This is a genomic window from Fructilactobacillus sanfranciscensis DSM 20451, from assembly GCF_001436035.1.
In the GTDB taxonomy this organism is placed as follows: domain Bacteria; phylum Bacillota; class Bacilli; order Lactobacillales; family Lactobacillaceae; genus Fructilactobacillus; species Fructilactobacillus sanfranciscensis.
The window spans coordinates 1-24,932 of record NZ_AYYM01000014.1 but is presented as its reverse complement, the minus strand read 5'-3'; the positions used below and the strand labels follow the sequence as shown (position 1 = coordinate 24,932).

General features: G+C 36.2%; 23 protein-coding genes, 2 tRNA genes, 1 rRNA gene, 3 pseudogenes, 1 riboswitch and 1 other annotated feature. Of the genes and pseudogenes, 10 read left to right on the top strand and 19 right to left on the bottom strand.

The window, feature by feature from the left end; all coding sequences use genetic code 11:
• Positions 1-30: 30 nt before the first annotated feature.
• From FD36_RS04485 to rrf, 3 genes are all read right to left on the bottom strand, one after another.
• A tRNA-Leu gene (locus tag FD36_RS04485) sits at positions 31-113 on the bottom strand.
• A 29-nt stretch (positions 114-142) separates the two neighbouring features.
• Positions 143-215: transfer RNA gene (locus FD36_RS04480), tRNA-Lys, on the bottom strand.
• 47 nt (positions 216-262) lie between these two features.
• Positions 263-379 (bottom strand): 5S ribosomal RNA (rrf, locus tag FD36_RS04475).
• Positions 380-473: 94 nt separating this feature from the next.
• Positions 474-733, bottom strand: a sequence feature (23S ribosomal RNA rRNA prediction is too short).
• A gap of 210 nt (positions 734-943) precedes the next feature.
• On the opposite strand from rrf, the gene FD36_RS04470 reads away from it, so the two are divergent.
• Positions 944-1,906 carry an L-lactate dehydrogenase gene (locus tag FD36_RS04470; RefSeq protein ID WP_395350418.1) on the top strand — a complete coding sequence of 321 codons (963 nt, stop codon included), beginning with the start codon at positions 944-946 and terminating at the stop codon, positions 1,904-1,906.
• A gap of 57 nt (positions 1,907-1,963) precedes the next feature.
• Here FD36_RS04470 and FD36_RS04465 read toward each other — a convergent pair.
• Positions 1,964-3,127: pseudogene (locus FD36_RS04465) on the bottom strand (aminotransferase class I/II-fold pyridoxal phosphate-dependent enzyme).
• A 107-nt stretch (positions 3,128-3,234) separates the two neighbouring features.
• Between FD36_RS04465 and FD36_RS04460 the strand changes: the two are divergent.
• The gene (locus FD36_RS04460; protein WP_056958318.1) at positions 3,235-5,574 is read left to right on the top strand and encodes a Xaa-Pro dipeptidyl-peptidase; all 2,340 of its coding nucleotides are present in this window, start codon (positions 3,235-3,237) and stop codon (positions 5,572-5,574) included.
• Positions 5,575-5,617: 43 nt separating this feature from the next.
• Here the strand turns inward: FD36_RS04460 and phnE (FD36_RS04455) are convergent, their stop codons facing one another.
• The 7 genes from phnE (FD36_RS04455) to FD36_RS04425 form a co-directional block, all read right to left on the bottom strand.
• Complete coding sequence (gene phnE, locus FD36_RS04455) at positions 5,618-6,409, bottom strand: phosphonate ABC transporter, permease protein PhnE (RefSeq protein WP_041817929.1); 792 nt, start codon at positions 6,407-6,409, stop codon at positions 5,618-5,620.
• Positions 6,409-7,194: a phosphonate ABC transporter, permease protein PhnE gene (gene phnE, locus FD36_RS04450; protein WP_056958315.1), complete on the bottom strand. Its 786-nt coding sequence runs from the start codon at positions 7,192-7,194 to the stop codon at positions 6,409-6,411. Before phnE (FD36_RS04450) ends, phnE (FD36_RS04455) begins: the two co-directional genes overlap by 1 nt.
• On the bottom strand, positions 7,194-7,955 hold the full coding sequence (gene phnC, locus FD36_RS04445) for a phosphonate ABC transporter ATP-binding protein (protein WP_056958313.1): 762 nt from the start codon (positions 7,953-7,955) through the stop codon (positions 7,194-7,196). Before phnC ends, phnE (FD36_RS04450) begins: the two co-directional genes overlap by 1 nt.
• Before the next feature lie 16 nt (positions 7,956-7,971).
• Positions 7,972-8,217, bottom strand: coding sequence for a PhnD/SsuA/transferrin family substrate-binding protein (locus FD36_RS04440; protein WP_056958311.1), 246 nt, complete (start codon positions 8,215-8,217; stop codon positions 7,972-7,974).
• Positions 8,218-8,468: 251 nt separating this feature from the next.
• Positions 8,469-9,758, bottom strand: coding sequence for a serine--tRNA ligase (gene serS, locus FD36_RS04435; protein WP_014082395.1), 1,290 nt, complete (start codon positions 9,756-9,758; stop codon positions 8,469-8,471).
• Between the two features lie 258 nt (positions 9,759-10,016).
• Positions 10,017-10,655, bottom strand: coding sequence for a deoxynucleoside kinase (locus FD36_RS04430; protein WP_056958309.1), 639 nt, complete (start codon positions 10,653-10,655; stop codon positions 10,017-10,019).
• Between the two features lie 81 nt (positions 10,656-10,736).
• A complete protein-coding gene (locus tag FD36_RS04425) occupies positions 10,737-12,197 on the bottom strand; it encodes an amino acid permease (protein WP_056958306.1) in 1,461 nt (486 codons plus the stop codon).
• 98 nt (positions 12,198-12,295) lie between these two features.
• Positions 12,296-12,468: riboswitch (Lysine riboswitch) on the bottom strand.
• A gap of 105 nt (positions 12,469-12,573) precedes the next feature.
• Here FD36_RS04425 and FD36_RS04420 point away from each other — a divergent pair.
• Positions 12,574-13,131, top strand: coding sequence for a cysteine hydrolase family protein (locus tag FD36_RS04420; RefSeq protein ID WP_056958304.1), 558 nt, complete (start codon positions 12,574-12,576; stop codon positions 13,129-13,131).
• Positions 13,132-13,185: 54 nt separating this feature from the next.
• Here FD36_RS04420 and FD36_RS04415 read toward each other — a convergent pair whose 3' ends face one another.
• The 3 genes from FD36_RS04415 to FD36_RS04405 all read right to left on the bottom strand — a co-directional run bounded on the left by FD36_RS04415 (position 13,186) and on the right by FD36_RS04405 (position 15,370).
• Positions 13,186-14,292, bottom strand: a complete 1,107-nt coding sequence (locus FD36_RS04415; protein WP_146038921.1) for an LPXTG cell wall anchor domain-containing protein — start codon at positions 14,290-14,292, stop codon at positions 13,186-13,188.
• Positions 14,255-14,452, bottom strand: coding sequence for a hypothetical protein (locus FD36_RS04410; protein ID WP_056958300.1), 198 nt, complete (start codon positions 14,450-14,452; stop codon positions 14,255-14,257). The genes FD36_RS04415 and FD36_RS04410 overlap by 38 nt, the downstream gene beginning before the upstream one ends.
• 252 nt (positions 14,453-14,704) lie before the next feature.
• Positions 14,705-15,370 (bottom strand): phosphatase PAP2 family protein, encoded by a 666-nt coding sequence (locus tag FD36_RS04405; protein ID WP_014082401.1) that lies wholly within the window; start codon positions 15,368-15,370, stop codon positions 14,705-14,707.
• 121 nt (positions 15,371-15,491) lie between these two features.
• Between FD36_RS04405 and FD36_RS04400 the strand changes: the two are divergent.
• Positions 15,492-16,336: pseudogene (locus FD36_RS04400) on the top strand (sulfite exporter TauE/SafE family protein).
• Positions 16,336-16,710, top strand: coding sequence for a DUF1634 domain-containing protein (locus FD36_RS04395; RefSeq protein ID WP_056958298.1), 375 nt, complete (start codon positions 16,336-16,338; stop codon positions 16,708-16,710). The pseudogene FD36_RS04400 and the gene FD36_RS04395 overlap by 1 nt, the downstream one beginning before the upstream one ends.
• Positions 16,711-16,763: 53 nt before the next feature.
• Here FD36_RS04395 and FD36_RS04390 read toward each other — a convergent pair whose 3' ends face one another.
• Positions 16,764-17,132 carry a hypothetical protein gene (locus tag FD36_RS04390; RefSeq protein ID WP_014082404.1) on the bottom strand — a complete coding sequence of 123 codons (369 nt, stop codon included), beginning with the start codon at positions 17,130-17,132 and terminating at the stop codon, positions 16,764-16,766.
• 146 nt (positions 17,133-17,278) lie between these two features.
• On the opposite strand from FD36_RS04390, the pseudogene pepT reads away from it, so the two are divergent.
• Positions 17,279-18,487, top strand: a pseudogene (pepT, locus tag FD36_RS04385) (peptidase T); the annotation flags it as partial.
• Positions 18,488-18,528: 41 nt separating this feature from the next.
• On the opposite strand, the gene FD36_RS04380 reads toward pepT, so the two are convergent.
• Positions 18,529-19,761 (bottom strand): serine hydroxymethyltransferase, encoded by a 1,233-nt coding sequence (locus FD36_RS04380; protein ID WP_056958295.1) that lies wholly within the window; start codon positions 19,759-19,761, stop codon positions 18,529-18,531.
• A 294-nt stretch (positions 19,762-20,055) separates the two neighbouring features.
• Complete coding sequence (locus tag FD36_RS04375; protein ID WP_014082406.1) at positions 20,056-20,391, bottom strand: hypothetical protein; 336 nt, start codon at positions 20,389-20,391, stop codon at positions 20,056-20,058.
• A gap of 88 nt (positions 20,392-20,479) precedes the next feature.
• Here FD36_RS04375 and FD36_RS04370 point away from each other — a divergent pair, with 88 nt between their 5' ends.
• The 3 genes from FD36_RS04370 (at position 20,480) to FD36_RS04360 (ending at position 23,203) form a co-directional block, all read left to right on the top strand.
• Entirely contained in the window at positions 20,480-22,306 is a 1,827-nt protein-coding gene (locus FD36_RS04370) for an FAD/NAD(P)-binding protein (RefSeq protein WP_056958294.1), read from the top strand.
• Positions 22,307-22,364: 58 nt separating this feature from the next.
• Complete coding sequence (locus FD36_RS04365; RefSeq protein ID WP_056958291.1) at positions 22,365-22,565, top strand: LBP_cg2779 family protein; 201 nt, start codon at positions 22,365-22,367, stop codon at positions 22,563-22,565.
• A 164-nt stretch (positions 22,566-22,729) separates the two neighbouring features.
• On the top strand, positions 22,730-23,203 hold the full coding sequence (locus FD36_RS04360) for a hypothetical protein (RefSeq protein WP_056958289.1): 474 nt from the start codon (positions 22,730-22,732) through the stop codon (positions 23,201-23,203).
• 54 nt (positions 23,204-23,257) lie between these two features.
• On the opposite strand, the gene FD36_RS04355 is transcribed toward FD36_RS04360, so the two are convergent.
• Entirely contained in the window at positions 23,258-23,887 is a 630-nt protein-coding gene (locus FD36_RS04355; protein WP_056958287.1) for a DNA-3-methyladenine glycosylase, read from the bottom strand.
• A gap of 350 nt (positions 23,888-24,237) precedes the next feature.
• Here FD36_RS04355 and FD36_RS06505 point away from each other — a divergent pair, with 350 nt between their 5' ends.
• Complete coding sequence (locus tag FD36_RS06505) at positions 24,238-24,405, top strand: SHOCT domain-containing protein (RefSeq protein ID WP_081462423.1); 168 nt, start codon at positions 24,238-24,240, stop codon at positions 24,403-24,405.
• A 75-nt stretch (positions 24,406-24,480) separates the two neighbouring features.
• On the opposite strand, the gene FD36_RS04350 is transcribed toward FD36_RS06505, so the two are convergent.
• The coding region (locus FD36_RS04350; protein WP_156402035.1) for an ATP-binding cassette domain-containing protein at positions 24,481-24,932 on the bottom strand (452 nt) is incomplete at its 5' end.

Genomic DNA, 24,932 nt, shown 5'->3' with positions numbered 1-24,932 from the left:
GCCAACTGAGCTAAGTCGGCAAAAATAATATGCGGGCAAAGGGATTCGAACCCCCACATCACGAAGATACTAGAACCTAAATCTAGCGCGTCTGCCAATTCCGCCATGCCCGCATGATATTATTTTTACTATATGAAACAAATGAGCCGTGGCAGGTTCGAACTGCCGACCCTCTGATTAAAAGTCAGATGCTCTACCGGCTGAGCTAACGGCTCAATGGAAGATACAGGGATCGAACCTGTGACCTCCTGCTTGTAANATTGCGTGGCAACGTCCTATCCTCGCAGGGGGCGATCCCCCAACTACTTTTGGCGTGCTGAAGCTTAACTTCTGTGTTCGGCATGGGAACAGGTGTATCCTTCAGGCTATCGTCACTACACTAATTTCTGAGAAAAAATTATTCTCTCAAAACTAGATAATATCATATCTTTCCAATTATGTCCATTGTATTTTCATTCTACTTGGTTAAGTCCTCGACTGATTAGTATTAGTCCGCTTCACGTATCACTACGCTTCCACTTCTAACCTATCTACCTGATCATCTTTCAGGAGTCTTACTTCCATATAGGAATGGGAAATCTCATCTTGAGGCGAGTTTCACACTTAGATGCTTTCAGCGTTTATCTCATCCATACATAGCTACTCAGCAATGCGCCTGGCGGCGCAACTGATACACCAGCGGTATGTCCATCCCGGTCCTCTCGTACTAGGGNCCAGCTGAGCTAATCTTCCATTAAGAATAAATGTTGTCTACTGGATAAGTCAAAACTCGTTTTGACAACTATTAAATAATATCATCGAAATCGGAGGTCGTCAACCCTTTTTATTATCTTTTTTCATTTTTTATTTACCATTGCTTGTGCTTCCTATTATTAGGAAGTCGCTTCTAAAAAATGGTACAATAATATTGAAACATAATTAACTATAGGATTTTGAAAGGAAGATTATTATGGCTGAAAAACATCAAAAAGTTGTTTTAGTTGGTGACGGTGCCGTTGGTTCTTCATATGCATTCGCCATGGTTCAACAAGGTATTGCCGAAGAATTCGTAATCATCGATATTGATAAAAACAGAACTACTGGAGATGCTCTTGATCTTGAAGATGCTACTCCATTTACTTCACCAAAGAACATTTACTCTGGTGAATACTCAGATTGTAAAGATGCTGACCTAGTCGTTATCACTGCTGGTGCACCTCAAAAACCAGGTGAAACTCGTTTAGACTTAGTTAACAAAAACCTTAAAATCTTATCAACAATTGTTAAGCCAGTTGTTGACTCAGGATTCAACGGAATTTTCTTAGTTGCTGCTAACCCAGTTGATATTTTAACTTATGCAACTCAAAAATTATCTGGTTTTCCTAAAGAAAAAGTTATTGGTTCAGGTACTTCACTTGATACTGGTCGTTTCCGTGTTGCAATTGCAAAACAATTCAACCTTGACCCAGCTAGTGTAGATGCTTACATTTTAGGTGAACACGGTGATTCAGAATTTGCCGACCTTGATGAAGCTACAATTGGTAATGTTCCATTACTTAAGTACGCTGCAGATCGTAACGTTACTAAAGATGATTTACTTAAACTTGAAGACGAAACTCGTAACAAAGCATACACAATCATCAACAAGAAAGGTGCTACTTTCTACGGTGTTGGTACTGCTTTAATGAGAATCTCTCGTGCCATCTTACGTAACGAAAACGCAGTACTCCCAGTTGGTGCCCCAATGAACGGTGAATATGGTTTAAACGATATTTACATTGGTACCCCTGCTGTTGTTAATGCCAGTGGAATTGCAAATGTTATTGAAATCCCACTTAGTGATGAAGAAAAAGCTAAAATGGCTGCTTCAGCTAAGACATTACAAGAAACTGCACACAATGGTATGAAAGCTACTGGTTTAGAATAAAAATTACTTCTAAACTAAATAATAAAAAGAACGAATCTTTCGATTCGTTCTTTTTGTTTAGTCTAAATATTTTTGTAATCGATTTAAGGCTTCTTTTATGTTGTCTAAACTAGTTGCATAGCTTAAACGGACATATCCTTCTCCTCCAGCACCAAAACTTGATCCTGGAATCATTCCTACTTTTGCCTTTTCAGCTACTTCAATACAAAAGTCATAACTGTTCTGGTTTAAATCAGCAGGTATTTTGGCAAAAATATAAAATGCTCATTCTGGGAGTTCATTTTTAAATCCTAATTTTTCTAAACCTTCATGTAAATAATCACGTCGTTTGATGTATTGCTTTACCATTGGCAAAGCATCATCTTGTCCATTAGCAAACGCTTCTTCAGCAGCAACCTGAGCCGCTGTCATCACTGAAGTTGTGACTAATTCGTGCACTTTAGCAATTTGTTCAACTAGATTAGCTGGCCCTGCAAAAATTCCAATTCGCCAACCAGTCATCGCATGGGATTTTGATAATCCATTAAATAAGATCGTTTGATCAGGAATAAATCTAGCAATTGAGGTATGTTTTTGTCCATAAGTTAATTCTGAATAAATTTCGTCACTAACTACGATTAAATCAGTTTTTGCTAAAATTTCTGCAATCATTTGAATTTCACTTGCTGAATATGTGCGACCCGTGGGATTAGAAGGAAAATTCAAAATAATCATTTTAGCATTCAGATGTTCAGCAATTGCCTTTTGCAAACGCTCTGGTGTTAATAAAAAATCATCCGGTTGGGTATTAATTTGAATTAGCTTCCCGCCATTTAAATCAATTAACGAATAGTAAACAGGAAAAGCCGGTGTCGGTACCAACACTTCGTCGCCTTCTTCAATGAAAGTTGCCAAAGTATCATGCATCGCTTCCGTAACCCCATTAGTAATTACCAATTGGGTTTCTGGACCATAATCGACATCATATTTGTTTTTTAAGAAATCGGCTGCAGCTTTTCGGTTTTCAATTCTTCCCCAAGTAGCAGTATAATGACTTTCATCATCATCGATTGCAGCAATTGCAGCTTGTTTAACGTGCTTTGGAGTAGCAAAATCAGGTTCACCTAGTGTAAACTTAACTAAATCAGGAATTTTACTGATTTTTTCGCTAAATCCATAGATATTTGAAAGCTGGGTTCTTAAAACATCTGGTTTAATTTTATCTTTTAAATTTTTATGCATTATTTATCTTTTCTCCATTTAAAATAGCATTATAATATTATCTCAACACCAGATTGTGAACAAATGTATATAAAATAAAGACAATTTAAAAATAAAAGGAGCTTTTTATGAAAATTAATCAATTTTCCCAATCACATCCAGATTTATCTACTATAAAGAAAGAGCTACAATTGGTTGGTTTTAAAACAGAACAAACTGATGCAAAAAAACTCTTTTATGAACTACTCAAACAAATCCAAATCAATCCCACTAGTTCATCCAATTTTCAGGAAAAACTAAACCAACTTTTAGCAACTAATCAGGAAAGATTAGGCGACTTCTTTTCAACTGAAACACCTCTTTCAGCTGAAGTATTTTATTTAGTTGCTTTACAACTTTTAGGTTTTCAACCAACCGTTGATTTCAAGATTGATCAACCACTTGAATCTGTTATCAAATTAAATTTATTTCATCATGAAACTATTGATACAACCAATCAATTAATTGAAGCCTGGTACGACTTATTGAACACCCATGGTAAAAATGACCTAACTTTACTTGATAGTATCGCTGCGAAGGGTTATTTCACAAAATCTGAGTTTGTGCCTAATCAACCACTCTTTTTTAATGGTAAAGCTCAAGCTACCTTTTTAGCTAAAGATTTTAAATATGAAACTGTTTATGTACAAACTGATTTTGATTCTGACTTTGATGGCAAAAATGATCTTCTAAAAGTTGAAATTACACGTCCCAAAACTGACGTTAAAGTTCCCGTTGCATATACAGCCTCTCCTTATGACCAGGGGGTTAATGATACTTTAGGCGAACAATTAACGCACAATGTTAACCAAGACTTAACCGAAAAAGTAGCTGGTGAAATAAAACTCACTGAACCACAACCCTTAAAACACGGAACTAAGCAAAAAACTACTGATTCAACTGGTCAAGCCACTGAAACTCATCAACCAAAACCAGGTTATACACTAAACGACTATCTGTTAGTTCGTGGATTTGCCAGTGTTTATGTAGCAGGGATTGGAACGATTGATTCTGATGGTTTACAAACCTGTGGTGATCCGCAACAAACTGCCAGTACAATTGCTGTGATTGAGTGGTTACATGGTGATCGAATTGCCTTTACCAATCGGACAGATGGGATTGAAATCAAAGCAGATTGGTGCAACGGGAATGTCGCTATGACAGGACGTTCATATCTTGGCACTTTAGCAATTGCGGCAGCCACAACTAGTGTGAGCGGATTAAAAACAATCATCGCTGAAGCTGCAATTTCATCTTGGTATGATTATTACAGGGAAAACGGACTCGTTGTTGCCCCTGGTGGTTTTCAAGGGGAAGATGCAGATGTTTTAGCGGGAGAAACTTTCTCGCGGAGCTTACGTGCTGGTGATAATTTCAAAATTCGCCCAACATTTGATAAATATCTAAAACAAATGGAAGCTGATCAAGATCGTGTAACTGGGAGCTATAATCAATTTTGGAATGATCGTAATTACCGAAACCAAATGAAAAACATTAAAGCTGACGTAATGTTAGTTCACGGGCTTAATGATTGGAATGTTAAGCTTCGTAACCCATATGAACTTTGGCAGGGAATTCAAGATCTACCAATCCAGAAAAAACTAATTCTTCATCAAGGACAACACGTTTACATCAACGCCTTTCCTTCCTTTGATTTTTCCGACATCATCAATCTTTGGCTCTCGCATGAATTATACGAAATTGATAATCACGCTGAAGCAATCCTACCTAACTTAATTGTCCAAGATAACGTACAGCCAGATACTTGGTACAAGGAAAGTAATTGGCCAAATAATTCAGCAACGCACAAAAAGGTTCAATTTGATCGAGAAATCTTCAAAAATGATGTTCCTCAAGCAAACTTTTTACAATATAGTAAAAATCCTCAAGAATGGCGGCATCAAATCTTTAATATCAAAGATAAAACGCTTCAAGATAATCGAGTGGTTGCTACTACCGAATTTGATAAAGAAATTACCATCAATGGTGAAGTTAAATTACAAATTCAAGTTGCTAGTGACACTAATCTAGGAATGTTAAGTGCAGTTCTTTTAGATTATGGTGATGCAAAACGGCTCAATGAAAACCCAACCATTTTAGCTCGTCATGGGGTTCCTCTAGGTTATCGTTGGTATTCCGATGACTTACGTGAATTTACTTTGAATAAGAAAGCAACCCCATTTAAACTAATTTCTGAGGTTCATCTTAATCTTCAAAATCGAACTAGTCCTGCAATTAACGAACCAATTGAACCAAATCATTTCTATAACGTCGAGTTAAAGTTCCAACCTACTTTTTATCGGCTTCCTAAAGACCGAAAATTAGCTGTGGTGCTTTACTCAACTGATTACGAAATGACTAATCGGAATAATCAACAAATCTCTTATGGAGTCATCCCAGAAGCAACTTTAGCAATTCCATTCAACTAAAAAAGAATCCACAATCGCGGATTCTTTTTATTTTGCATTTAAATTAGATTAATTTACGACGTAAGTAAGTTGAAAGTGAATCAATTGCTAATACCATTGCTACAATTCCTAATAAAATAATTCCCGTTTTTGACCAATCCCGTGTTTGTAAAGCAAACATCATTGGTGTACCAATTCCTCCGGCACCAACTAAACCAAGAATTGATGCAGAACGAACTGAAATTTCAAAACGATATAAAGTATAAGAAACTAGTTCAGGTAAAATCTGAGGCATCGTGGCAATTCTAAAAATTTGCCACTTTGTTCCACCATCAGCTTCAATTGCGACTTCCGCACTCCGGTCCATTTCTTCAATTGCTTCAGAAAACAATTTACCTAACATTCCAACAGAATGAACACCAATTGCTAAAACTCCAGCAAAAGAACCAGGGCCAACTGCTTTGATGAACATAATTGCCAACACAACTTCAGGAAATGCCCGAATTGCAGTTAACAAGAATTTACCAATGGTTGATCGAGGATGAAACATTGAATTCTTAGTTTGTGCAGCAAAAAACGCAAACGGAACTGATAAAACAGCTGAAATAATTGTTCCTAAGAAAGCAATTGCTAAAGTAATTACTAACTCAGAAACCATATCTTCTCCGCTACCGTTATATACATATGCCCAGTCAGGATGAATTATTCCATTAAAAATCGAAACACTAACTTGCCCGGCAGAACCTTGAATTTTGGTAAGGGGTATTCCTGAAAATGACCACACATACAATGCAATAATCACAACTGCTGCAATAATCCACTTTACACGTTCAAATTTTGATTTTTTTAAATTCATTATTGTAGTCGCTTCCTTAGATAATTACTGATAGTGTCAATTACAAGTACTACAACGAAAATTGAAATAATAATGACTGCCGTTCTTGGATAGTCATATTGATCCAAAGTTTGTTGTAAGTAAAGTCCAATTCCTCCGGCTCCCAAATAACCAAGTACGGTTGATGAACGCACGTTAATTTCAAGCGTATATAAGAAATCACTCATAAATTGACCGGCAACTTGAGGCATTACAGCAATTCGTACTGTTTGAGCCATTGAGGCACCAGTAGCACGGATAGCACGAACCGGTCCCATATCAATTGTTTCAATTACTTCGTAGAATAATTTTGAAACCATCCCGAATGAAAAGAGCGCTAAAGTAATCACACCAGTCATTGGTCCAATCCCAAAGATAGCTACGAATAAAGCGGCTAACAACAGATTTGGCAATGTTCTAATTAAAGAAAGAATAATTCGAATAATTCCTCGACCAATTCTATTCTTTACAATATTACGAGCAGCAAATATAGAGAATGGAATTGCCAAAGCAGTCCCAAATGTAGTTCCCAAAATTGCCATCTGCACCGTTTGTAACAATGGGTCTTTCATTTTTGCTAGATATGACCAGTCAGGATCTTTCATTTGTCCCAAAATCACACCAAATTGATCGATGTTAGTCATGAAAGTATCGAAGTCAACTCCAGTAACCAATGATGAGAAGTAAATCAAAACTAACATAATTACGGCAATCGAAATTCCAATGATATGGAATCGATGCACGAAATCTTGTTTAGGGACGTTCATTATTGTTCCACCCCATTTTCGTAAATTTGTTTCAAGTCAGCTTCATTAGCCTCTGCAATTGGCTTGTTATAAACTAATTTACCATCTCGTAATCCGATAATTCGATCAGCATACTGCAATGCTAATTCAACAGAGTGAATGTTAACCAAAACGGTAATGTTTTCGTACTTTTTCAAATGGTAAAGGTCATCCATTACCCCTTTACTAGTTTTAGGATCTAGTGAAGCAACCGGTTCATCAGCAAGAACCAAAGTTGGATCTTGCATTAGAGTTCTTGCAATTGCAACTCGTTGCTTTTGTCCACCAGATAATTCATCGGCACGACGATATAATTTTTTAACCATGTTAACTTTATCAAGTTCTTCCACAGCTTTTTGTTTATCTGCTTTGCTGTAAAGACCCAACATCGTTTTCCAGGTTGGGTAATAACCTGAACGACCAGCTAAAACATTTTTTTGAACAGTAGTTCTTTCAACTAGGTTAAAGTTTTGGAAAATCATTCCAATTTTACGACGCATTTGACGAAGGGCTTTCCCCTTTAATTTACTAATATCAACGCCATCTACCAAAACTTCACCGTCTGTAATATCAATCATTTTGTTAATTGAGTTAAGCATCGTACTTTTACCAGCACCTGATAACCCAACCACAGCCACAAATTCACCACGATTAACTTTAAAATTAATATCTTCTAATCCTTTGACTCCACTTTGATAAGTTTTATTAACGTGTTTAAACTCTAAAACTATTTGGTTTTCCAACGATTTTATCCCCTAACTATTTGTCGATATTTTTTGCTTCTTTTAAATGCTCTCTAACTCCATTGAAACTCTTATCATTTATTTTAGAGAAACCTTCGTAACCATATAATGAGTTAAGAATGTTATGACCTTCCTTTGATTTAGCAATGTTTTGGAAAGCTTTGGTAATCTTAGTATCCCATTTAGCTGACATATCACTTCTAACAGCAATTGCATCATTTGGAATTTGTTTAGTCTTGTAAATTACTTTGGTGTTTTCCATAATCTTAGGATCATCTTTACTTCATATCCATTCTCCTCTGGGTACTTACTTTAGTTATTATTTAAGATTTTACCGTTAAAAATGAACATTATCAAGTCAAAAATGCAAATATTTTGTAATTTGCAAAAAAAAATATCGATTTTATAAAATAAAAGTACATACAAATAGTTAGGCCACTAAAACACGAACATTAAAGCGCAAACATTCACATAATAAAAGAGGTACCTCAATGAGCTACCTCTTTCGTTTAGTTAAAATAAATCTTGTTTAGTAATCTTAGTTTTACCGTGCATGTATGGTTGTAGGACTTCTGGAATATTAACTGTACCATCTTCATTTTGGAAGTTTTCCAAAATTGCAGCCACAGTTCTACCAACTGCAAGCCCAGAACCATTTAAGGTGTGGACATATTGCAACTTACCATTTTCGTCACGATATTGAATGTGAGAACGACGAGCTTGAAAATCAGTGGTGTTAGAACAACTTGAAATTTCACGATAACAGTGTTGTGATGGCATCCAAACTTCAATATCATGAGTCATCGCAGCTGTAAAACTCATATCGCTACTAGTTAAAGTAATTACGTGATAAGGAATTCCTAGCTTCTTTAATGACGATTCAGCTTGAGCAGTAATATTTTCTAGAGCATCCCATGATTGTTCTGGTTTCGTAAATTGAACCATTTCAACCTTATTAAATTGGTGAAGACGAATTAATCCCTTGGTATCACGTCCGGCACTACCAGCTTCAGAACGAAAGGCTGGAGTTAAAGCTGTAAACTTAACGGGAAGTTTTTCAGCAGGAATTACTTCATCACGATAAAAGTTAACCAAAGGTACTTCGGCAGTTGGAATCATCGTTAAATCACTATCTGCAATTTCAAAACCAGCTTTATTTTCTTTAAATTTAGGGAATTGACCAGTTCCAAACATTGAAGCCGAGTTAACCATGTAAGGTGGCAAAATTTCAGTATAACCGGCCTTATCATTTTCATCTAAATAGAAGTTATAAACGGCTCTTTCAAGCATTGATCCAGCACCAATATAGTAGACAAAACGACTTCCAGCAACTTTTGCACTGCGTTTGAAATCTAAAATATCAAGTTTTTCTCCAATTTTCCAATGAGGCTTTGGTTCAAAATCAAACTTACGTGGAGTTCCGACTTTGCGAAGTTCAACTGAACCTTCTTCAGTTAAACTAACAGGAACTTTATCATTAGGGATATTAGGAAGATGGGCTTCCAAGTTATCTTGTTCAGCCTTAGTAGTTTCTAAATCAGCATCAAGTTGTTTGATTTCGGCTCCAACTTCACGCATCCGCTTAATTTGTGCATCAGCATTCTCTTTATTGCGTTTAAGTTGTGAAATTTCTTCTGAAACTTCATTTCTTTCAGCTTTAAGTGCTTCACTCTTCACAATTAAATCACGCCGTTTTTGGTCTAATTCCATTAAATGATCAACGCTTGCACCATCAACTCCACGATCAGCCATTTTTTGTTTGAACCATTCAGCATTTTGTCGAATCATTTTCATATCTAGCATAACTTTTTCCTCCTTGTATATAAAAAGACCCTCGTCAATTGGGACGAAGGTCTTTGCTTTTTCGCGGTACCACCCAAGTTCCTATCATGAGATAGGCCCTTAATTATTGATTAGTAACGGAATCGCCGTGCAGGATTAACTGCCCTCTTCGCATACTGGAAATTTCGATGATAACTCTCAGCCCCGTTATCTCTCTGTATATCTACTTATAGGTATGCATTCGTTTTATTTTTCTCAATTATACAATATAAACCTAAATTATCCCAATACTTTTTTTAATTTTTGGTCAACATCAGCCAAAACCTGTTCACGAGCTGTATCATCATTCATGAAATCATAGCGGTCACCATCAATCATCATCTTAGGTGATAAATCATAATCTGCGTACCACTTAGTGTAACGTTGATTTAATTCTCGATAATAATCGTAAAGGCTATCATCATTTTCAATTTGTTCAAAAGAACGGCCCCGCCGTTTAATTCTTTGCAACATGGTTTCAAAGGACACCTTGATGTAAATTAATAAATCAGGATTCTTTTGAAAATCACTTCCAGGAATTGGTTCCATCATATTCTGTAGCAAAGAATCATAAATATCAACTTCTGTTTCAGTTGAACGACCTAAATCGGCATTTAAATGGAAAAGTAATGAATCTTCAAAAATGGAACGATCCATAACACTATATTTATTGATGTTAGCTTCTTTAATGCTATCTAAACGTTTATTTAGAAAATAAATTTGTAATAAAAAGGCATATTTTTTAGGATCCTTATAAAACAATGGCAAAATTTCATTATCGTCCACTGACTCATAAAAAGCAGGAGCATTTAGATGTCCTGCTAATAAGGTGGTTAAAGATGTTTTTCCTGCTCCAATAGTTCCTGATAAAACAATCATTTGATTATCTCCCCTAATAAAAAATGGTCCAACTAGCAAAACTAATTGTACCATTTTTATGATCATTTTAATTTGAATAATTTATTTTTCTTCTGATTCGCCATCGATTTTAGCTGGGCTAACATCGATTTTATCAAGCGGAATAATATGAGTTTTCTTAACAATTTTGCACCCAACGTAAAGGATTACTACTAATGGCACACTGATATAAGTAACCGCAATTTGGAACCAGTCACCGTTCGCAAAAGCACCTACATCTTGGCCACAAATTACAATGATACAAAGAATTAAACAAAGAATTGGTCCAAGTGGGAACCAAGTTGCGTGATATTTCAATTCGCTAACCTTGTGTCCTTGTAAAACAAATGCTTTTCTAAACCGATAATGAGATAAAGCAATCCCAAACCAAGCAATAAATCCAGTTAATCCTGAAGCAGCAACTAACCAAAGGTAAATTTGCGGACCAACAAAACTAGTTAAGAAGGTTAATAAGGCAATTAAAGTAGTTGCAAGTAAAGAAAGAACGGGAATCCCGCTTTTACTTAGCTTACCAAAAACTTTTGGTGCATATCCTTCGTCAGCCATTGCATAAAGCATTCTAGTTGAGGCGTACATTCCTGAGTTAGCAGATGAAATAACTGATGTTAAAATAACAGCATTCATCACACTAGCTGCAGCAGCTAAACCAGCTCGTTTGAAGACAATGGTAAAGGGACTAATTGCGATATCAGTTGCTGATGAACCTAGCAAATCATGACTGGTATAAGGAATTACGGCTGCAATTACGAAAATAGCAAGGACATAGAACAAGATAATCCGCCAAAAAACTTCATGAATAGCTTTAGGTACACTATGATGTGGGTCATCAGCTTCACCAGCTGTAATCCCAACCAACTCAGTCCCTTGGAAAGAGAACCCAGCAACCACGAAGACACTTAGAATTCCAGGAATTCCGTTCACAAATGGAGCTGCTTTATAAGTAAAGTTACTTAATCCAGTAGCATGACCACCCATGATTCCAAAGATGGTTAAAACTCCAACAGCTAGGAAAACAAAGATCGTAACTACTTTAATTAATGACATCCAGAATTCAGTTTCCCCAAACGCTGAAACAGCCAAAATATTAATACAGAAAATGATTACTAAAGCAATTGCACTCCAAATCCAGGCATGAACATGGGGTAACCAGAAAGCCATTACTAATGAAGCAGTTGAGATATCAACCGCCACAGTGATTGCCCAGTTAAACCAGTAATTCCACCCCATCGCAAATCCTAACGCAGGATCAACGTACTTAGCAGAATATGTAGAAAATGATCCAGAAATTGGTAAGTTAGTAGCCATTTCTCCTAAACTGGTCATCAAGAAGTAAACCATGATTCCCATCAAAATGTAAGCTACTAATGCTCCACCAGGTCCTGCATTGTGAATTGCTGCCCCACTGGCAACAAATAATCCAGTTCCAATACAACCACCCAAGGCAATCATTGAAACATGTCGTGACTTTAAGCCACGCTTAACTTTTGCTTGCTTTTCAGCCATTACTAAACTCCTCCTATAGACAAGAAAGTGCATCAAACTAATAAAAAAGACTCTTCTGAAAATTAATCCAGAAGAGCCTAATTAAACAATCGTTCATTAGTCTGCAAAGCGCTCCGCATTTCTCAATGCGACAGTGCTTGATTTATTAAATCAAGCCCCAATCAAATGGTTACCACTCATTTAATTTCGGCGACGATTCCTTTCGTTCTGTTTCACTGACCTGGTTAGTCTTCACAGAACTACTGATAATAGTCGCTCCTCTTCTTAGATATTTTATTTGTGTATCCACAGTATAAGATTTTATTAAACTAAATGCAACCTTATTTAAAAGAGCGTATGATCAACCTAACTAGATGACTAGTCAAGGGAGATTATGATGTCTGATAAAGAAGCACTTTTAATTATTGATTATACTAATGATTTTGTTGCAGACGATGGGACCCTAACTCTTGGTAAACCAGCTCAAGCATGTGAACCTAAAATTTTGGAGTTAGCCAACCAGTTTTATGCGGCAGATCAATTCGTGATTTTACCGACAGATGTCCATCGCAAGGGCGACCAATATCATCCTGAAACCAAATTGTTTCCCCCACACAATCAACGCAACACTTGGGGACGTGAATTGTTTGGTGAATTAAAACCTTGGTATCAAGAACATCAGAAAAACGAAAACGTCTGGTTAATGGACAAAACGCGTTACAGTTCGTTTGTCGGCACTGATTTAGATTTACGGCTCCGTGAACGAAATGTTAAAACACTTCATTTAGTGGGAGTATCCAGTGATATTTGTGTTTTGCATACTACCATTAGTGCTTATAACTTAGGCTATCATGTGATTATCCACGAAAATTCCGTAGCTAGTTTTACAGATGCTAATCAAGCTTTCGCTTTAAATCATATGAAAACAGCCCTTGGTGCTGAAATTGTTAAATAAGTAAAAAAGTTCTCCACAAAAGGAGAACTTTTTTATTTTTGTTGTTGTTACAATTTAGTTGCGTTTTTTGTTTAATTTACCTAAGCCCAAAATTGAAACAAGTGATAATAATAACATTCCGATAAGAGCCATGAATGAGTTACTTGCAGAAGTTCCAGTTTGTGGAAGTGTTTCTGCTACAGATGCACTTTTTGCTTTGTCAGTTGAAGTGCTTGTTAGAGGACTACCAGTTGTAACAGTTCCGTTATGACCAATTGTTTGATCTGAAGTAACCTCACCGTTGTGACCCATATTAGAATTTGGTAATTGAGTTGCTTGTTTGTCTTTTTCAGCTTGAGCTGCTTTTTCGGCATCATCGACAGCTTGTTTAGATAAGGCGTTTTTTAGAACTTGGTTAGCCTGGTCAAGGTTTGCTTGAGCAGTTTCAAGTGTTTCGTGAGCGGTTGCTTGGCTAGCTTGTAAGTCTTTAAGTGCTTGTTCTGCTTTAACTTGGGCGTCTTTAGCAGCTTGTAAGTTCTTATCAGCATTTTGATATTGTGATAAGACAGCTTGATATGCGGCTAATTTATCGGCTTGAGCTTTAGCATCAGCTTGAGCGCTTTGGTTATTCGCTTTGACTGTTGCTAAGGCTTCATTTGCTTGGTCGGCAACAGTTTGAGCAGCACTGACAGCTGATTTTGCGTCGTTTAAGTCAGATACAAGTTTTGGTGCTTGAGCTTGTAATTGAGCAAGTTTATTTTGAGCGTTTTGAATATCTGTTTCTAATGAAGCAACTTTGCTATTGTTTAAGTTAATATCGTTTGCTAATGAATCGTTTTCGTTTTGTAAATCATTGATTTGTTGTTGCACATTAGCAGGGTTTAAACTATCAAGTTTAGCTTGCTTAGTTGCAACATCCTGGTTGGCTGAGTTAAGTGCTGATTGAATAGTATTTACTAATTGAGCGCTTTGTGCTTCTTTAGCTTGATCAGCAGCGAGTTGCTTAGCTAATTCAGGGTTATTACCGAAAACAGGAGTATGTGAACCGACACTTGACCACTTTGCTGGATCAACTACGTTTGAGGTGTGACCCATGTATCCAGTCTTAGTATCCCGGTTATAATCACTCTCAATGTTAGATAAATCAGCCCCAAGTAAGTGAATTTGCCCCCATATGATCAATACTTATCGCTGCATTAGTAAAACCGTATTTCCAATCACTAACTCCCAATAATGAAATGGTATGTCCATAATGTGCTGATGCATCTTTAAATAACATTGAAACTACAGTATCGTAAATTGCTTCTTTGTATCCAGCTAAAGTACCTGGGTTTGAAACCATACCTAAGTAACCAGCACTTAGATCTTCATAAATGTTTCCTTGACTGTCTGTAAGTCCGACGGTCTTTGCGGCTGCGGTAATTGCTGAAACATCATGTCCAGCTCCAGCCTTAAACCATTCAATTAGCCTTGCCTATCAAGATCCAGATAATTTATCAATTGCTAGCAAACGTTTTTTAGAATATGTAGAGTCGCAAAAAGCAGATTTATCGTAAGCAAAAAGGTTTGAAATCAATTGATTTCAAACCTTTTTCTAATCCAAACTATTATGGAATAATTTAAACTCTTTAAGTTTTGGGGCAACCCAAAGATAAAGATATTCAGCAATTTGGAGCCAAGTATAAGCAAAGAATGCTCCTCCAATTACATCTGTAGGAAAATGAGCATTTAAGTAAACACGAGAAACCATTACTAAGAAAAGCCATAATCCAAGAAGGGTTTTAATCATCCATGCATTCGTACTATTCTTAAGTACTGGAACTAATACAATCCAAATTACACTAACTACTAAGAAAGTTCCTAAAACGTGGCCACTTGGAAAACTATAACCATCATCTGCGGCTAAATGTAAGCTTGGACGAGGACGTGCAACAATGTGTTTCACAATGGTTCCAAAAGCATCTCCACCAAACAGTAAACATAAAGCCCAGAATGCAGGAATTTTATATCGACATCCCCATAAAAAGAATGCCAACAGAATTATCCACACAATATCCATTTTGGGACTAGCCAAAAAACTAATTATCGTAAATAATTTATCTTCAAAACCTGATTGGCCGTGTTGAACCCCACCAATCATGACTGTATCTAAAAAGTCGATAAAGCCAAATTTCATTTTAACGGAAATGGCTAACAAAACCGTAATAATCAATGAAACGGTTAACTTATAGGGACGACTAGGGTCCTTTTTAATAATCATACTTATGCCTCCAATATTATACTGTTAGTATACCATATTGTTTTTTAAAACTTTTTCCCTAAGCAAAAACTTAAGCTTTGGCGTAAAATTAAAGTAAACTACAAAAAAGCGAGGACTTGCTATGCTTAATAGTATTATGATTATGCTAATCGTTGGAATTGCTGTCGGGGTATTGGGTTCAATTCTTGGAATTGGAGGGGGAATGATAATCACGCCTGTGTTAACGCTTGGATTTGGCTTAGATATTAAATATGCCATTGGAGCCAGTATCATTGCCGTCATTGCTACCAGTTCGGGAGCCACGATTGCCTATTTAAAAGATAACGTTTTAAACCTACGAGTTGCCATGTTTTTAGAAATTGCCACGTCAATTGGAGCCATCATGGGAGCATTATTAACTGGTGTAATTCGTCCCGTTTTTCTCTACTTGTTGTTTGGTCTCCTACTCTTCTTTTCTGGTGCCAATATGGTCCGAAAGCTTTGGGGTAAACAAGTCCCAACCAACGCTGATAGTGATGATTCAATTGCCAAAAAATTAAAATTAAACGGTTCTTACTATATAAAAATTTACATAAGCAAGTCGACTACAAAGTAACTAACGTCCCCTCTGGAATTACAATCATGTTTGGAGCAGGAATTGCCAGTGGGTTACTTGGGATTGGTTCCGGAGCTTTTAAAGTGATTGCGATGGATACCTTCATGAAGATGCCGCTTAAACCTTCTAGCTCTACCAGTAATTTAATGATGGGAGTGACCGCGGCGGCGAGTGCCACCATTTATTTCTTTAACGGTTCGATTCTACCGCAAATTGCCGTTCCGATGGCCTTAGGCATTATTGTCGGAGCAGCCGTCGGTTCACGGGTTATGCAAATCATGCCCGTTCGGATGTTACGGATGATTTTCATTCCCATCTTGCTTTATTTAGGACTACAAATGATTTTGAAAGGATTTGGGGTGACCATCTAATGCCAAACGCCAATAAAAACGAAATTAAACGAGTTGAAATCACGATTGGAAATATTCTACGATGGGGTGTACTGATTTCTGCAGCTATTATGATTGCTGGATTGTTACTCTTTATTTTAAAAGGTGGACTCGGATATCCTAAGGGTTATTATGCTAAATCATTTCGCCAAATTTGGGAAGGATTAATTCAACTCAAACCATACTCAGTCATGATGCTTGGAATTTTTGCTTTAATTTTAACCCCCGTATTACGAGTCGTCGTTTCAATTTATTCCTTTTATAAAGAAAAAGATTTTACTTACGTTTATATCACTACGTTTGTCCTTTTAATTTTAATTTTCAGTTTTCTTTTAGGAATTATTTTTCATTTATAAAAACCAAAAAATCAGTCGGCCACAATGGCTGACTGATTTTTAATTTTATCGCTTTATTTTTTAGTAATGGCGGCGTCAACATAGCCTAATAAGAAGAGAAATTTAGCGTCATCTAAATCAGGTGAAACAGTTACAGCCCCAATTGTTATTTTGGTCTTAGTTTCGTCTTTATCATCTTTTTTTGCATCTAATTCGATATCCAAATTAACTTTGGCAGGTAAGGCACCAAGTTGAACGTTATCAGCTTTAGCAACAATCACAGAAAACTCTTTATCCCCAATGTTATCCATAATCTTCTTTACTTGTTGAGTGATAAATTGTTTCCAAAAGTTAACAAATTCTTCCCGACCGTCATCCGTTTCAACATTAAATGGTCCAGTAACGGCCATTTGTCCGTCAGTAATTTCAATATTAAGTTTCATGATCATTCTCCTTTATTCATTTATCTATATTATAAGCTAAACTAACTTTCCGTACTAAAAGAATGCCTAATTAGTCAAAATAGATTATGATATAAAATAAACCATTTAAGGAGTAAGAATTATGAGTGAAAATTTATTAGAGCGTTTTTTTACGCTATGTCAAAGTTAACACCCGTTCCAATCCTGCTTCAAAGACCGTTCCTTCTAATCCAAAAGAAGTCGCCTTTTTAAAAGATTTAAGTCAAGAATTAAAATCGATGGGTATGCATAATGTTCGGACTGGCAAAGATGGTTACGTATTTGCTGATTTACCAGCTAATGATGACCAAACACGTGCTAAAGTTGGTTTCATTGCCCACGTTGATACCGCTGAATTCAATTCTGAAAACATTCAACCCCAAGTAGTTGAAAATTACGATGGTCATTCTGTGATTGCACTTGATCAAGCTGGTAAATACAATTTAGATCCCCACACTTTTCCTAGTTTAACAAAGTATGCGGGGCAAACTCTAATTACCACAGATGGATCAACTTTATTGGGTGCCGATGATAAAGCCGGTGTCTCTGAAATCATGGAGACTCTCCAATATTTGATTGCTCACCCTGAAATCAAGCATGGTGACATCGTGGTCGCTTTTGGTCCTGATGAAGAAATTGGAACTGGAGCTGATCATTTTAATACCAAAGACTTTGGTGCTGATTTAGCTTATACCGTTGATGGTGGATCATTGGGCGAACTCCAATACGAAACCTTTAACGCCGCTGCTGCTACGGTCCATTTTAATGGAACCAACGTGCATCCCGCCGAAGCTAAAAATATGATGGTCAATGCTGCCCAACTGGCCATGGATTTCCATGAAGCTTTACCCATTGCGGAACGTCCCGAAAAAACAGATGGTCGCGATGGTTTCTACATGCTAACTGATATGGCAGGAACCCCCGATTCTGCTGATTTAAGTTACATCATTAGAGACTTTGATCACGCTAATTTTGAAAGTCGAAAAGCCTTTATCAAAAACTTAGCGGATGAATTCAACCAAAAATATGGAGCTGAACTCGTTGAAATTAACATTTTTGATCAATACTACAACATGGGAGAAGTCTTAAAGGACGATTTAACGCCAGTTGAATTAGTCAAAACTGCCATGCAAAAAGTAGGAATTACACCCAACAGTTTCCCCGTTCGTGGTGGAACAGACGGTTCTAAGATTTCCTTCTTAGGTACGCCCACTCCTAACATTTTTGCTGGTCCCGAAAACATGCACGGCCGTTTTGAATATGTTTCCCTTCAAACAATGAAAAAAGCGGTTGAATTATTAATTCAAATCGTGCAAGATGTGCCAACTGAAAATTAACGAATTAGCAAAAAAGATTTCACCAAATGGTGAAATCTTTTTTATTTTTCTGCAGGATGCTTAGTGGTTAATTGTCTAACTACTTTGCGTGCATGTTCTTGAATTTCAGGGTTAGTTGGGTCTTCTAAAACAGCCACAATTTGTTCAGCAACTTGACGTGCTTCATTTTCATCAAAGCCACGGGTTGTAATAGTTGGTGTTCCAACTCGAATTCCTTCCATCGTGTTGCCGTTTTCTAACGGCAGTAACTCTTTGTTGGTAGCAATTCCCACTGTATACAATAATTCAGCCGCTTGCTCATCAGTTAATTCAGTTTGATTTAAATCAAGGGTCATTTCGTGATTTTCTACGCCACCAGAAACTAGTCTAATTTTATCTGAGGCAAGAAAGACATCACCCATGGACTTAGCATTTTTTACCACGTTTTGAATGTAAACTTTAAATTCTGGTCGTAAGGCTTCACCATAAGCGATTCCTTTGGCAGTCACAATTTGTTCCAAGGAACCACTTTGGGAAGCTGGAAAAACAGCTTCGTCTAATTTGTCAGCATACTTAGATTTTGCTAGAATCATTCCACCACGTGGGCCACGCAACGTTTTGTGCGTCGTTGAAGTCACAACATCCGCTTCTGGAACTGGATTCGGATGAGCACCACCTGCAACTAACCCAGCAATATGCGCTATATCAACCATCAAAATGGCACCCACTTCATCCGCAATCTCTCTAAATTTATGCCAATCAATGACATGACTATAGGCTGAAGCTCCAGCAATAATTAATTTGGGTTTAACTGCTAACGCTTGTTTGCGAATTGCCTCATAATCTAGTAATTCAGTCTTAGGATCCACACCATAGAAGTGAGCTTGATATAATTGTCCGGAAAAATTATGCGGTTGACCGTGCGTAAAGTGACCTCCGGCGTGTTCACTCATCGCTAAAATTGTATCTCCAGGTTTTAAAAAGGCATTGTAAACTGCTTGATTAGCCTGCGTTCCAGAATGAGGAAAAACATTAGCATATTCAGCATGAAATAATTTTTTGGCCCGATCTCGGGTAATGTTATCAATTTTATCAATCGCTTCGTTTCCAGTGTAAACACGTTTACCAGGATAAACGACTGCATACTTATTGGTCAAAGCTGAACTTTGTACTGCGCGAACAGCGGGAGAGGCAATGTTTTCAGAAGCAATCAATTCAATTACATTTTCTTGTCGGCTCGTTTCTTGTTGCATGGCGTTCCAAATTTCTGGATCTTGTTTAGAAAAGTCGTACATAATTTCCCCCTAATCAATCAAAAAAGACGCCCTTGTACTATTCGTACAAGGGCGTCTTTAACACTGTTCCACCTTATTTTTGTATCAAGCTCACACTTGATACCTCTATCTCCTAATGCGCATTAAGAATTATATTAAATTAGTTAAAACCTGACTGCCTTCATTTTAAATAATGGTTTTCCTTTGCACTAAATCGAAAACTCGCTGAATATTATTTTAAAATTACTAATTTCAAGTTGAAGATATCATACCAAACCACAAAAAGTCATGTCAACTATCAGTTTTTTTAATTGATTATCGATTTCCGGCAATTCGGTTAGCAGCAGCTTCTAAATCCAGTAACATTTTAAAATCATTCGTTTTAAAATCATTCACTAAGCTATCACTGTGGGATTGATATTCTCCTAATTTACGACCGGTAATGCTGACAAAATCTAAGTTTTTTGCATCAACAGGTTTAACGGAATCATAATGCCCTTCTTCTGCATTATCCAAATAAGCCTGCAATAAGTCTTGAATAGTTTGGTAAATTAAATCATCTTCAGCAATTGGTTGACCAGCTTGTTCTAGTTCAGCCATCCGTTGTCGAATCTGTTCCATCGTTTCTGGAATCATTGGTTGATTATTCATTATAATTCCCCCTAATATTTAAATTATAACTAATTTTGTCATGAATGTGCTACCATGACTATGTATGCTGTGAAAGGAAATGAAACCCATGAAAATTGCAATTATTGGAGCGGGGCCTCGAGGACTTATGATGCTCCATCGTTTACTAAAAACTTTAAAGCAACCGGCCAAAATTGACCTCTATGACTCATTTCAAATTGGTGGTCATGCTTGGAGAACTGATCAACCACTTTATTATTTGATGAACTCAACTGCTCAATTAGTGACTTTATTTAATGACTATCAAGAAAAAAGTACAACTGGTCCCACTTTCTACGAGTGGAGTCAGAGTGAAGCTGCTCAAACTTTTATTAAAGAACAACACTATGACCAAGATTTCAGTAAAGTTTGTCATTCACTTCAGCCTAATGACTTTGGACCCCGTGCTTTATTTGGTGTCTACGCTCAATGGTTTTACCAAGAAATCAGAGAAAATCTTTCTGGAAATCTTTCAATTAACTTTATTAATCAAACGGTTAATTCAGCCGCAGTTTTATCTAAAAATCGTTATGAAATACAGACTGATACTACTACCATCACTTATGACGAAGTAATTTGTAGCACGGGAACGAGTAATAATCGGCTCACTAATGATGAAAAATCGTTAGCCAACTACGCTGATCAATATAACTTAACTTATATAACCCCATCTTACGTCAACGAGGCCGATTTAACTAACATTACCAGCGACCAAACGGTTTTACTTCGCGGGTTAGGTTTAAATTTCTTTGATTATTTAGCCACCTTTACTACTGGTCGTGGGGGGAAATACAGTTATGATAAAAATCAGCATTTAACCTACCAACCTAGTGGTAAGGAACCAAAATTAGTAGCTGGTTCACGGCGTGGGGTACCTTATTATCCTAAAACAATGAATCAATTACCACTTGGTCAACACTTGCCTCTTTATTTTTTAAACTGGGAAAACATTAAAACCAACTTAGTCGACCAAAAATTATCATTTGCTAAATTCTGGGATTTATTTCAAGCAGAAATCGAAAATCGCTACTATCAATTATTAATTAAAGCTAAGTATCCTAATTTAAATGCTGAAAGTTTTACCAAAGCATTTCAAACTAGTAAAGATCGAAAGGCAACGATTGCTAAATGTAATTTTAATGAAGAAGATCTCCTCGATTGGAATTTATTAGCCAATCCAGTTGCTGGAACAAGCATCACAAACATTGCAGCTTATCAAAAAATCTTATTACAATGGGTAAAATTAATTACTGATGATGCTAAGTTGGGATCATTACATGCTCCGATTACTGGTGCCTTAACAATCTTTGTAGATATGCGGACTACTATTCAAAAATTAGTGGCCGAACATTATTTTACAAATGACGACTACGTTAATAAATTTATCAAAGAATTCACCTCATTTACTGGCTTCTTAACTTCGGGACCTCCTGTAATTCGATACGAACAACTCCAAGCTCTACTTGAAGCTAAAATTCTAACCATCGTTCCACCTCAACTTCAAGTTATAGGGGCTAATCATCACTTCATTGCTCGTTCTCATTTCTATCCAGGTGAAATTTTCACCTGTGATGCCTTGATTGAAGCTCGGTTACCAAAAACAAACTTAAGTCTTACAAATGATAAATTGTTGAATTCCCTTCAAAAAGATAATATTTTTAGTTCTTATAAAATTCCTTTAACTGATGGTCAACAATTTAACACTCAAGCAGTAAATGTTGCAGAACCTAATTTTAATCCCCTTGATTCTCAAGGTGAGCTTCATCATCATTTATTTGTGTGGGGATTGCCAATTACTGGGGTTGAATGGATGACGACTGCCCTTCCCCATGCCCTATCAGATGACCGAAACTTTATGATTACTAACCAAATTGCCAAGCAAATTGTAAATCATTAATTCAAAAATGTTTAAAGTAGTTTATAATTAAATTAAATAAACTTTTGGAGGATTCAAAATGGCTTACATCGACGAAAATTTCAGTCAACTTGCAACTGACTTAATTAAGTACCAAGAAAAGCACAATATTGACGACAACAAAATGGCAATAAATCTTATGATGACTGTAGAACGTTACCATGCCATTAAAAGTATGTGGGAAAAACCTACTGAAGAAGAAGTTAAGAACATCAAAGATTTCTTAGTTCACAACAAATAAACAAAGAAACTGATAATATTCATTACGAATATCATCAGTTTTTTAAGTTTTAGTTATATTTTCTCATTGTTATACTCAAATATTATTATAAGCCTTAACAATTATCTGATTAAGTTTAAAATGAGAATAAAGACAAAAAACAATGATTAATTGGAAAAAAAATTATGAAAAAATTTTTATTATTATCAACAGTTGCAATTTCACTATTAGGATTAACTGCTTGTTCCAATACACCCAAGAAACCAGCTGATAAAAAGACTAATACTGAAAAAGTTGATAAAAAAGCTAAAGAAAGTAAAGCAAACACGAGCGATACAAACGCTAATTCAAGCAACAACGCTTCAAATAGTAGCTCTAATAACAATTCAACAAATAGTAGCTCTAATAACAATTCAACAAATAGTAACAATTCTAATGCTAATGCATCATCAAATAATGGAAATAATTCAAGTAACACACCATCACAAACTGCTAACCCTGCAACTGGAAACCAAGCTTCTACCCCTAACCAAACAACAGGAAGTAATAAAGCTTCACAACCAGCTGCTAATGGTACGGCAAACAATATTAATAACAATTCTAGTGCTAACTTGGATGTCTACTCTAATCCAGAAGAATACGCTAACCGTTGGAATTAATTTAACACAAAAATAAAAAATAGAAGTGAATTTTTAAAAATTCACTTCTATTTTTTATTTCCAACCATATGTTGTTAAATTCATGTCTCGTTTAGTAACTTTTGAAACATAAGGATTACCTGCCACAATGAATCGATATGGCTTTTCGCTCCATGAGCCTTGCGTACTGACCCCAATTCGACCGGTTGATATGATTTTTTCAGGGGTTTTACTGTGGGCGAGATCAATATCAAGTTTCGTGTCGCCAAACTCCAAAAGATTCATTTGCTTGTCAGTAATGTCCAACGCTTCCATTAACTTTCCAGGACCATTGGTCAAATCGAAACCGTGCTTAGCTCGATTTTGTTCCATCAATTCAATTCCTTGAACTGGTTGAATCCCACGAATTAAAATTCCTTCTGGAATATCTTTTGCTTGAGTAGCAATATCCAAACATAAGCGACTATGAATTGAGTAAATATAAACTGTGCCAGGAACACCATATAAAGGTTCATTAGATGGAGTTCTTTTGCCAGCAAAAGCATGGGCAGTTGTATCTTTCACACCAAGGTAAGCCTCAGTTTCTGTGATATACCCACTCATGACACCAGCAGCAGAATGATAAACTAATAATTTTCCCAATAATTTTTTGGCAATTTCGTCAGTTGTCCCATCACTAAAAAACTTTCTTAGTTGTTCTGTCACAATAATTACCTCTTATTAACGAACTACGATTACTGAAATTTTAGCACGTTTAGCTAATTTAATACTAATGCTGTAGAAATGATGTTCTCCATCTTTATCAGCCCCACAAACTAGTAAATCTGGTTTGAAATCAGGAATAATATCATCAAGAATTTGTTAAAACCATTACTTTTTTATGAAAAATAAAAAATGAATGATTCATTAGTAAAAAACTTAAGACTATTGAATAGTAGTAACCCTAAGCTAGATATTTTTTAATAGGTCTAGCTTTTAGAGCTTTATTAACCAAATAATATCAGCTATGCTAAACATACAAGCTGATTGACGATTATAAATAAAGGAGACCAATAATGATTACTATTTCAATAATTATAATTTTAGTATTTTTGTATCTCAAACACCGTAATAATAAAAAGAACTCAGCAACTGAATTAATAAACCTTAAAAAGTTGCTGGATAAGGGCGTTATTACGCAAGAAGAGTTTGATAAAAAGAAGAAGGATATTTTAGGCCTATAATTGCCTAAAACCATAAGAAAAAGAACCTTTGATAATCAGTAAGCCAGTTGGTGATTATCAAGGGTGCTTTTATTTTTATTTATTTTTTGACAAATCAGTAATTTTTATAACTTCATCGCCCCATTCAAAAACCAATGGGTCATGACTAGCAACGAGCATAATTGTATCTTGATCAACCATGGTTTTTAAGACATTTTTCAAGATATCTAAAGCAGTCGTTTCATCTAAGGCAGCAATTGGTTCATCAACTAAAATCACCTTAGGCTTTTTAATCGTTAATCTAGCAATGGCCACCCGTTGTTGTTCACCACCAGATAATTCATAAACTTTTCTTTTCAAGTATGGCTTATCTAGTTTTACGGCTGCTAGTGCACTAAGCATTACTTTTTGTTGAGCAGGATTTTCCATTTTCTTCGCTGCAAATCCAAATTTTAAATTTTCAGCAACCGTCTCTTCATCAGGTAATGCATAGTTTTGAAATAAATAACCTAAATCATTTTTATAATATGATGTGAACCCATAAAGTT

What these genes read in the sequence shown, in the direction of transcription:
- FD36_RS04370 (WP_056958294.1), top strand. Translation starts at nt 20,480, where the DNA reads ATGAAAATTGCAATTATTGGAGCGGGGCCTCGAGGACTTATGATGCTC.
- FD36_RS04395 (WP_056958298.1), top strand. Translation starts at nt 16,336, where the DNA reads ATGCCAAACGCCAATAAAAACGAAATTAAACGAGTTGAAATCACGATT.
- FD36_RS04405 (WP_014082401.1), bottom strand. Translation starts at nt 15,370, where the DNA reads ATGATTATTAAAAAGGACCCTAGTCGTCCCTATAAGTTAACCGTTTCA.
- phnE (WP_056958315.1), bottom strand. Translation starts at nt 7,194, where the DNA reads ATGAACGTCCCTAAACAAGATTTCGTGCATCGATTCCATATCATTGGA.
- FD36_RS04420 (WP_056958304.1), top strand. Translation starts at nt 12,574, where the DNA reads ATGTCTGATAAAGAAGCACTTTTAATTATTGATTATACTAATGATTTT.
- FD36_RS04390 (WP_014082404.1), bottom strand. Translation starts at nt 17,132, where the DNA reads ATGAAACTTAATATTGAAATTACTGACGGACAAATGGCCGTTACTGGA.
- FD36_RS04440 (WP_056958311.1), bottom strand. Translation starts at nt 8,217, where the DNA reads ATGGAAAACACCAAAGTAATTTACAAGACTAAACAAATTCCAAATGAT.
- phnE (WP_041817929.1), bottom strand. Translation starts at nt 6,409, where the DNA reads ATGAATTTAAAAAAATCAAAATTTGAACGTGTAAAGTGGATTATTGCA.
- FD36_RS04360 (WP_056958289.1), top strand. Translation starts at nt 22,730, where the DNA reads ATGAAAAAATTTTTATTATTATCAACAGTTGCAATTTCACTATTAGGA.
- FD36_RS04460 (WP_056958318.1), top strand. Translation starts at nt 3,235, where the DNA reads ATGAAAATTAATCAATTTTCCCAATCACATCCAGATTTATCTACTATA.
- FD36_RS04410 (WP_056958300.1), bottom strand. Translation starts at nt 14,452, where the DNA reads ATGGTTTCAAACCCAGGTACTTTAGCTGGATACAAAGAAGCAATTTAC.
- FD36_RS04375 (WP_014082406.1), bottom strand. Translation starts at nt 20,391, where the DNA reads ATGAATAATCAACCAATGATTCCAGAAACGATGGAACAGATTCGACAA.
- FD36_RS04425 (WP_056958306.1), bottom strand. Translation starts at nt 12,197, where the DNA reads ATGGCTGAAAAGCAAGCAAAAGTTAAGCGTGGCTTAAAGTCACGACAT.
- FD36_RS04380 (WP_056958295.1), bottom strand. Translation starts at nt 19,761, where the DNA reads ATGTACGACTTTTCTAAACAAGATCCAGAAATTTGGAACGCCATGCAA.
- FD36_RS04365 (WP_056958291.1), top strand. Translation starts at nt 22,365, where the DNA reads ATGGCTTACATCGACGAAAATTTCAGTCAACTTGCAACTGACTTAATT.
- FD36_RS04430 (WP_056958309.1), bottom strand. Translation starts at nt 10,655, where the DNA reads ATGATTGTTTTATCAGGAACTATTGGAGCAGGAAAAACATCTTTAACC.
- serS (WP_014082395.1), bottom strand. Translation starts at nt 9,758, where the DNA reads ATGCTAGATATGAAAATGATTCGACAAAATGCTGAATGGTTCAAACAA.
- FD36_RS06505 (WP_081462423.1), top strand. Translation starts at nt 24,238, where the DNA reads ATGATTACTATTTCAATAATTATAATTTTAGTATTTTTGTATCTCAAA.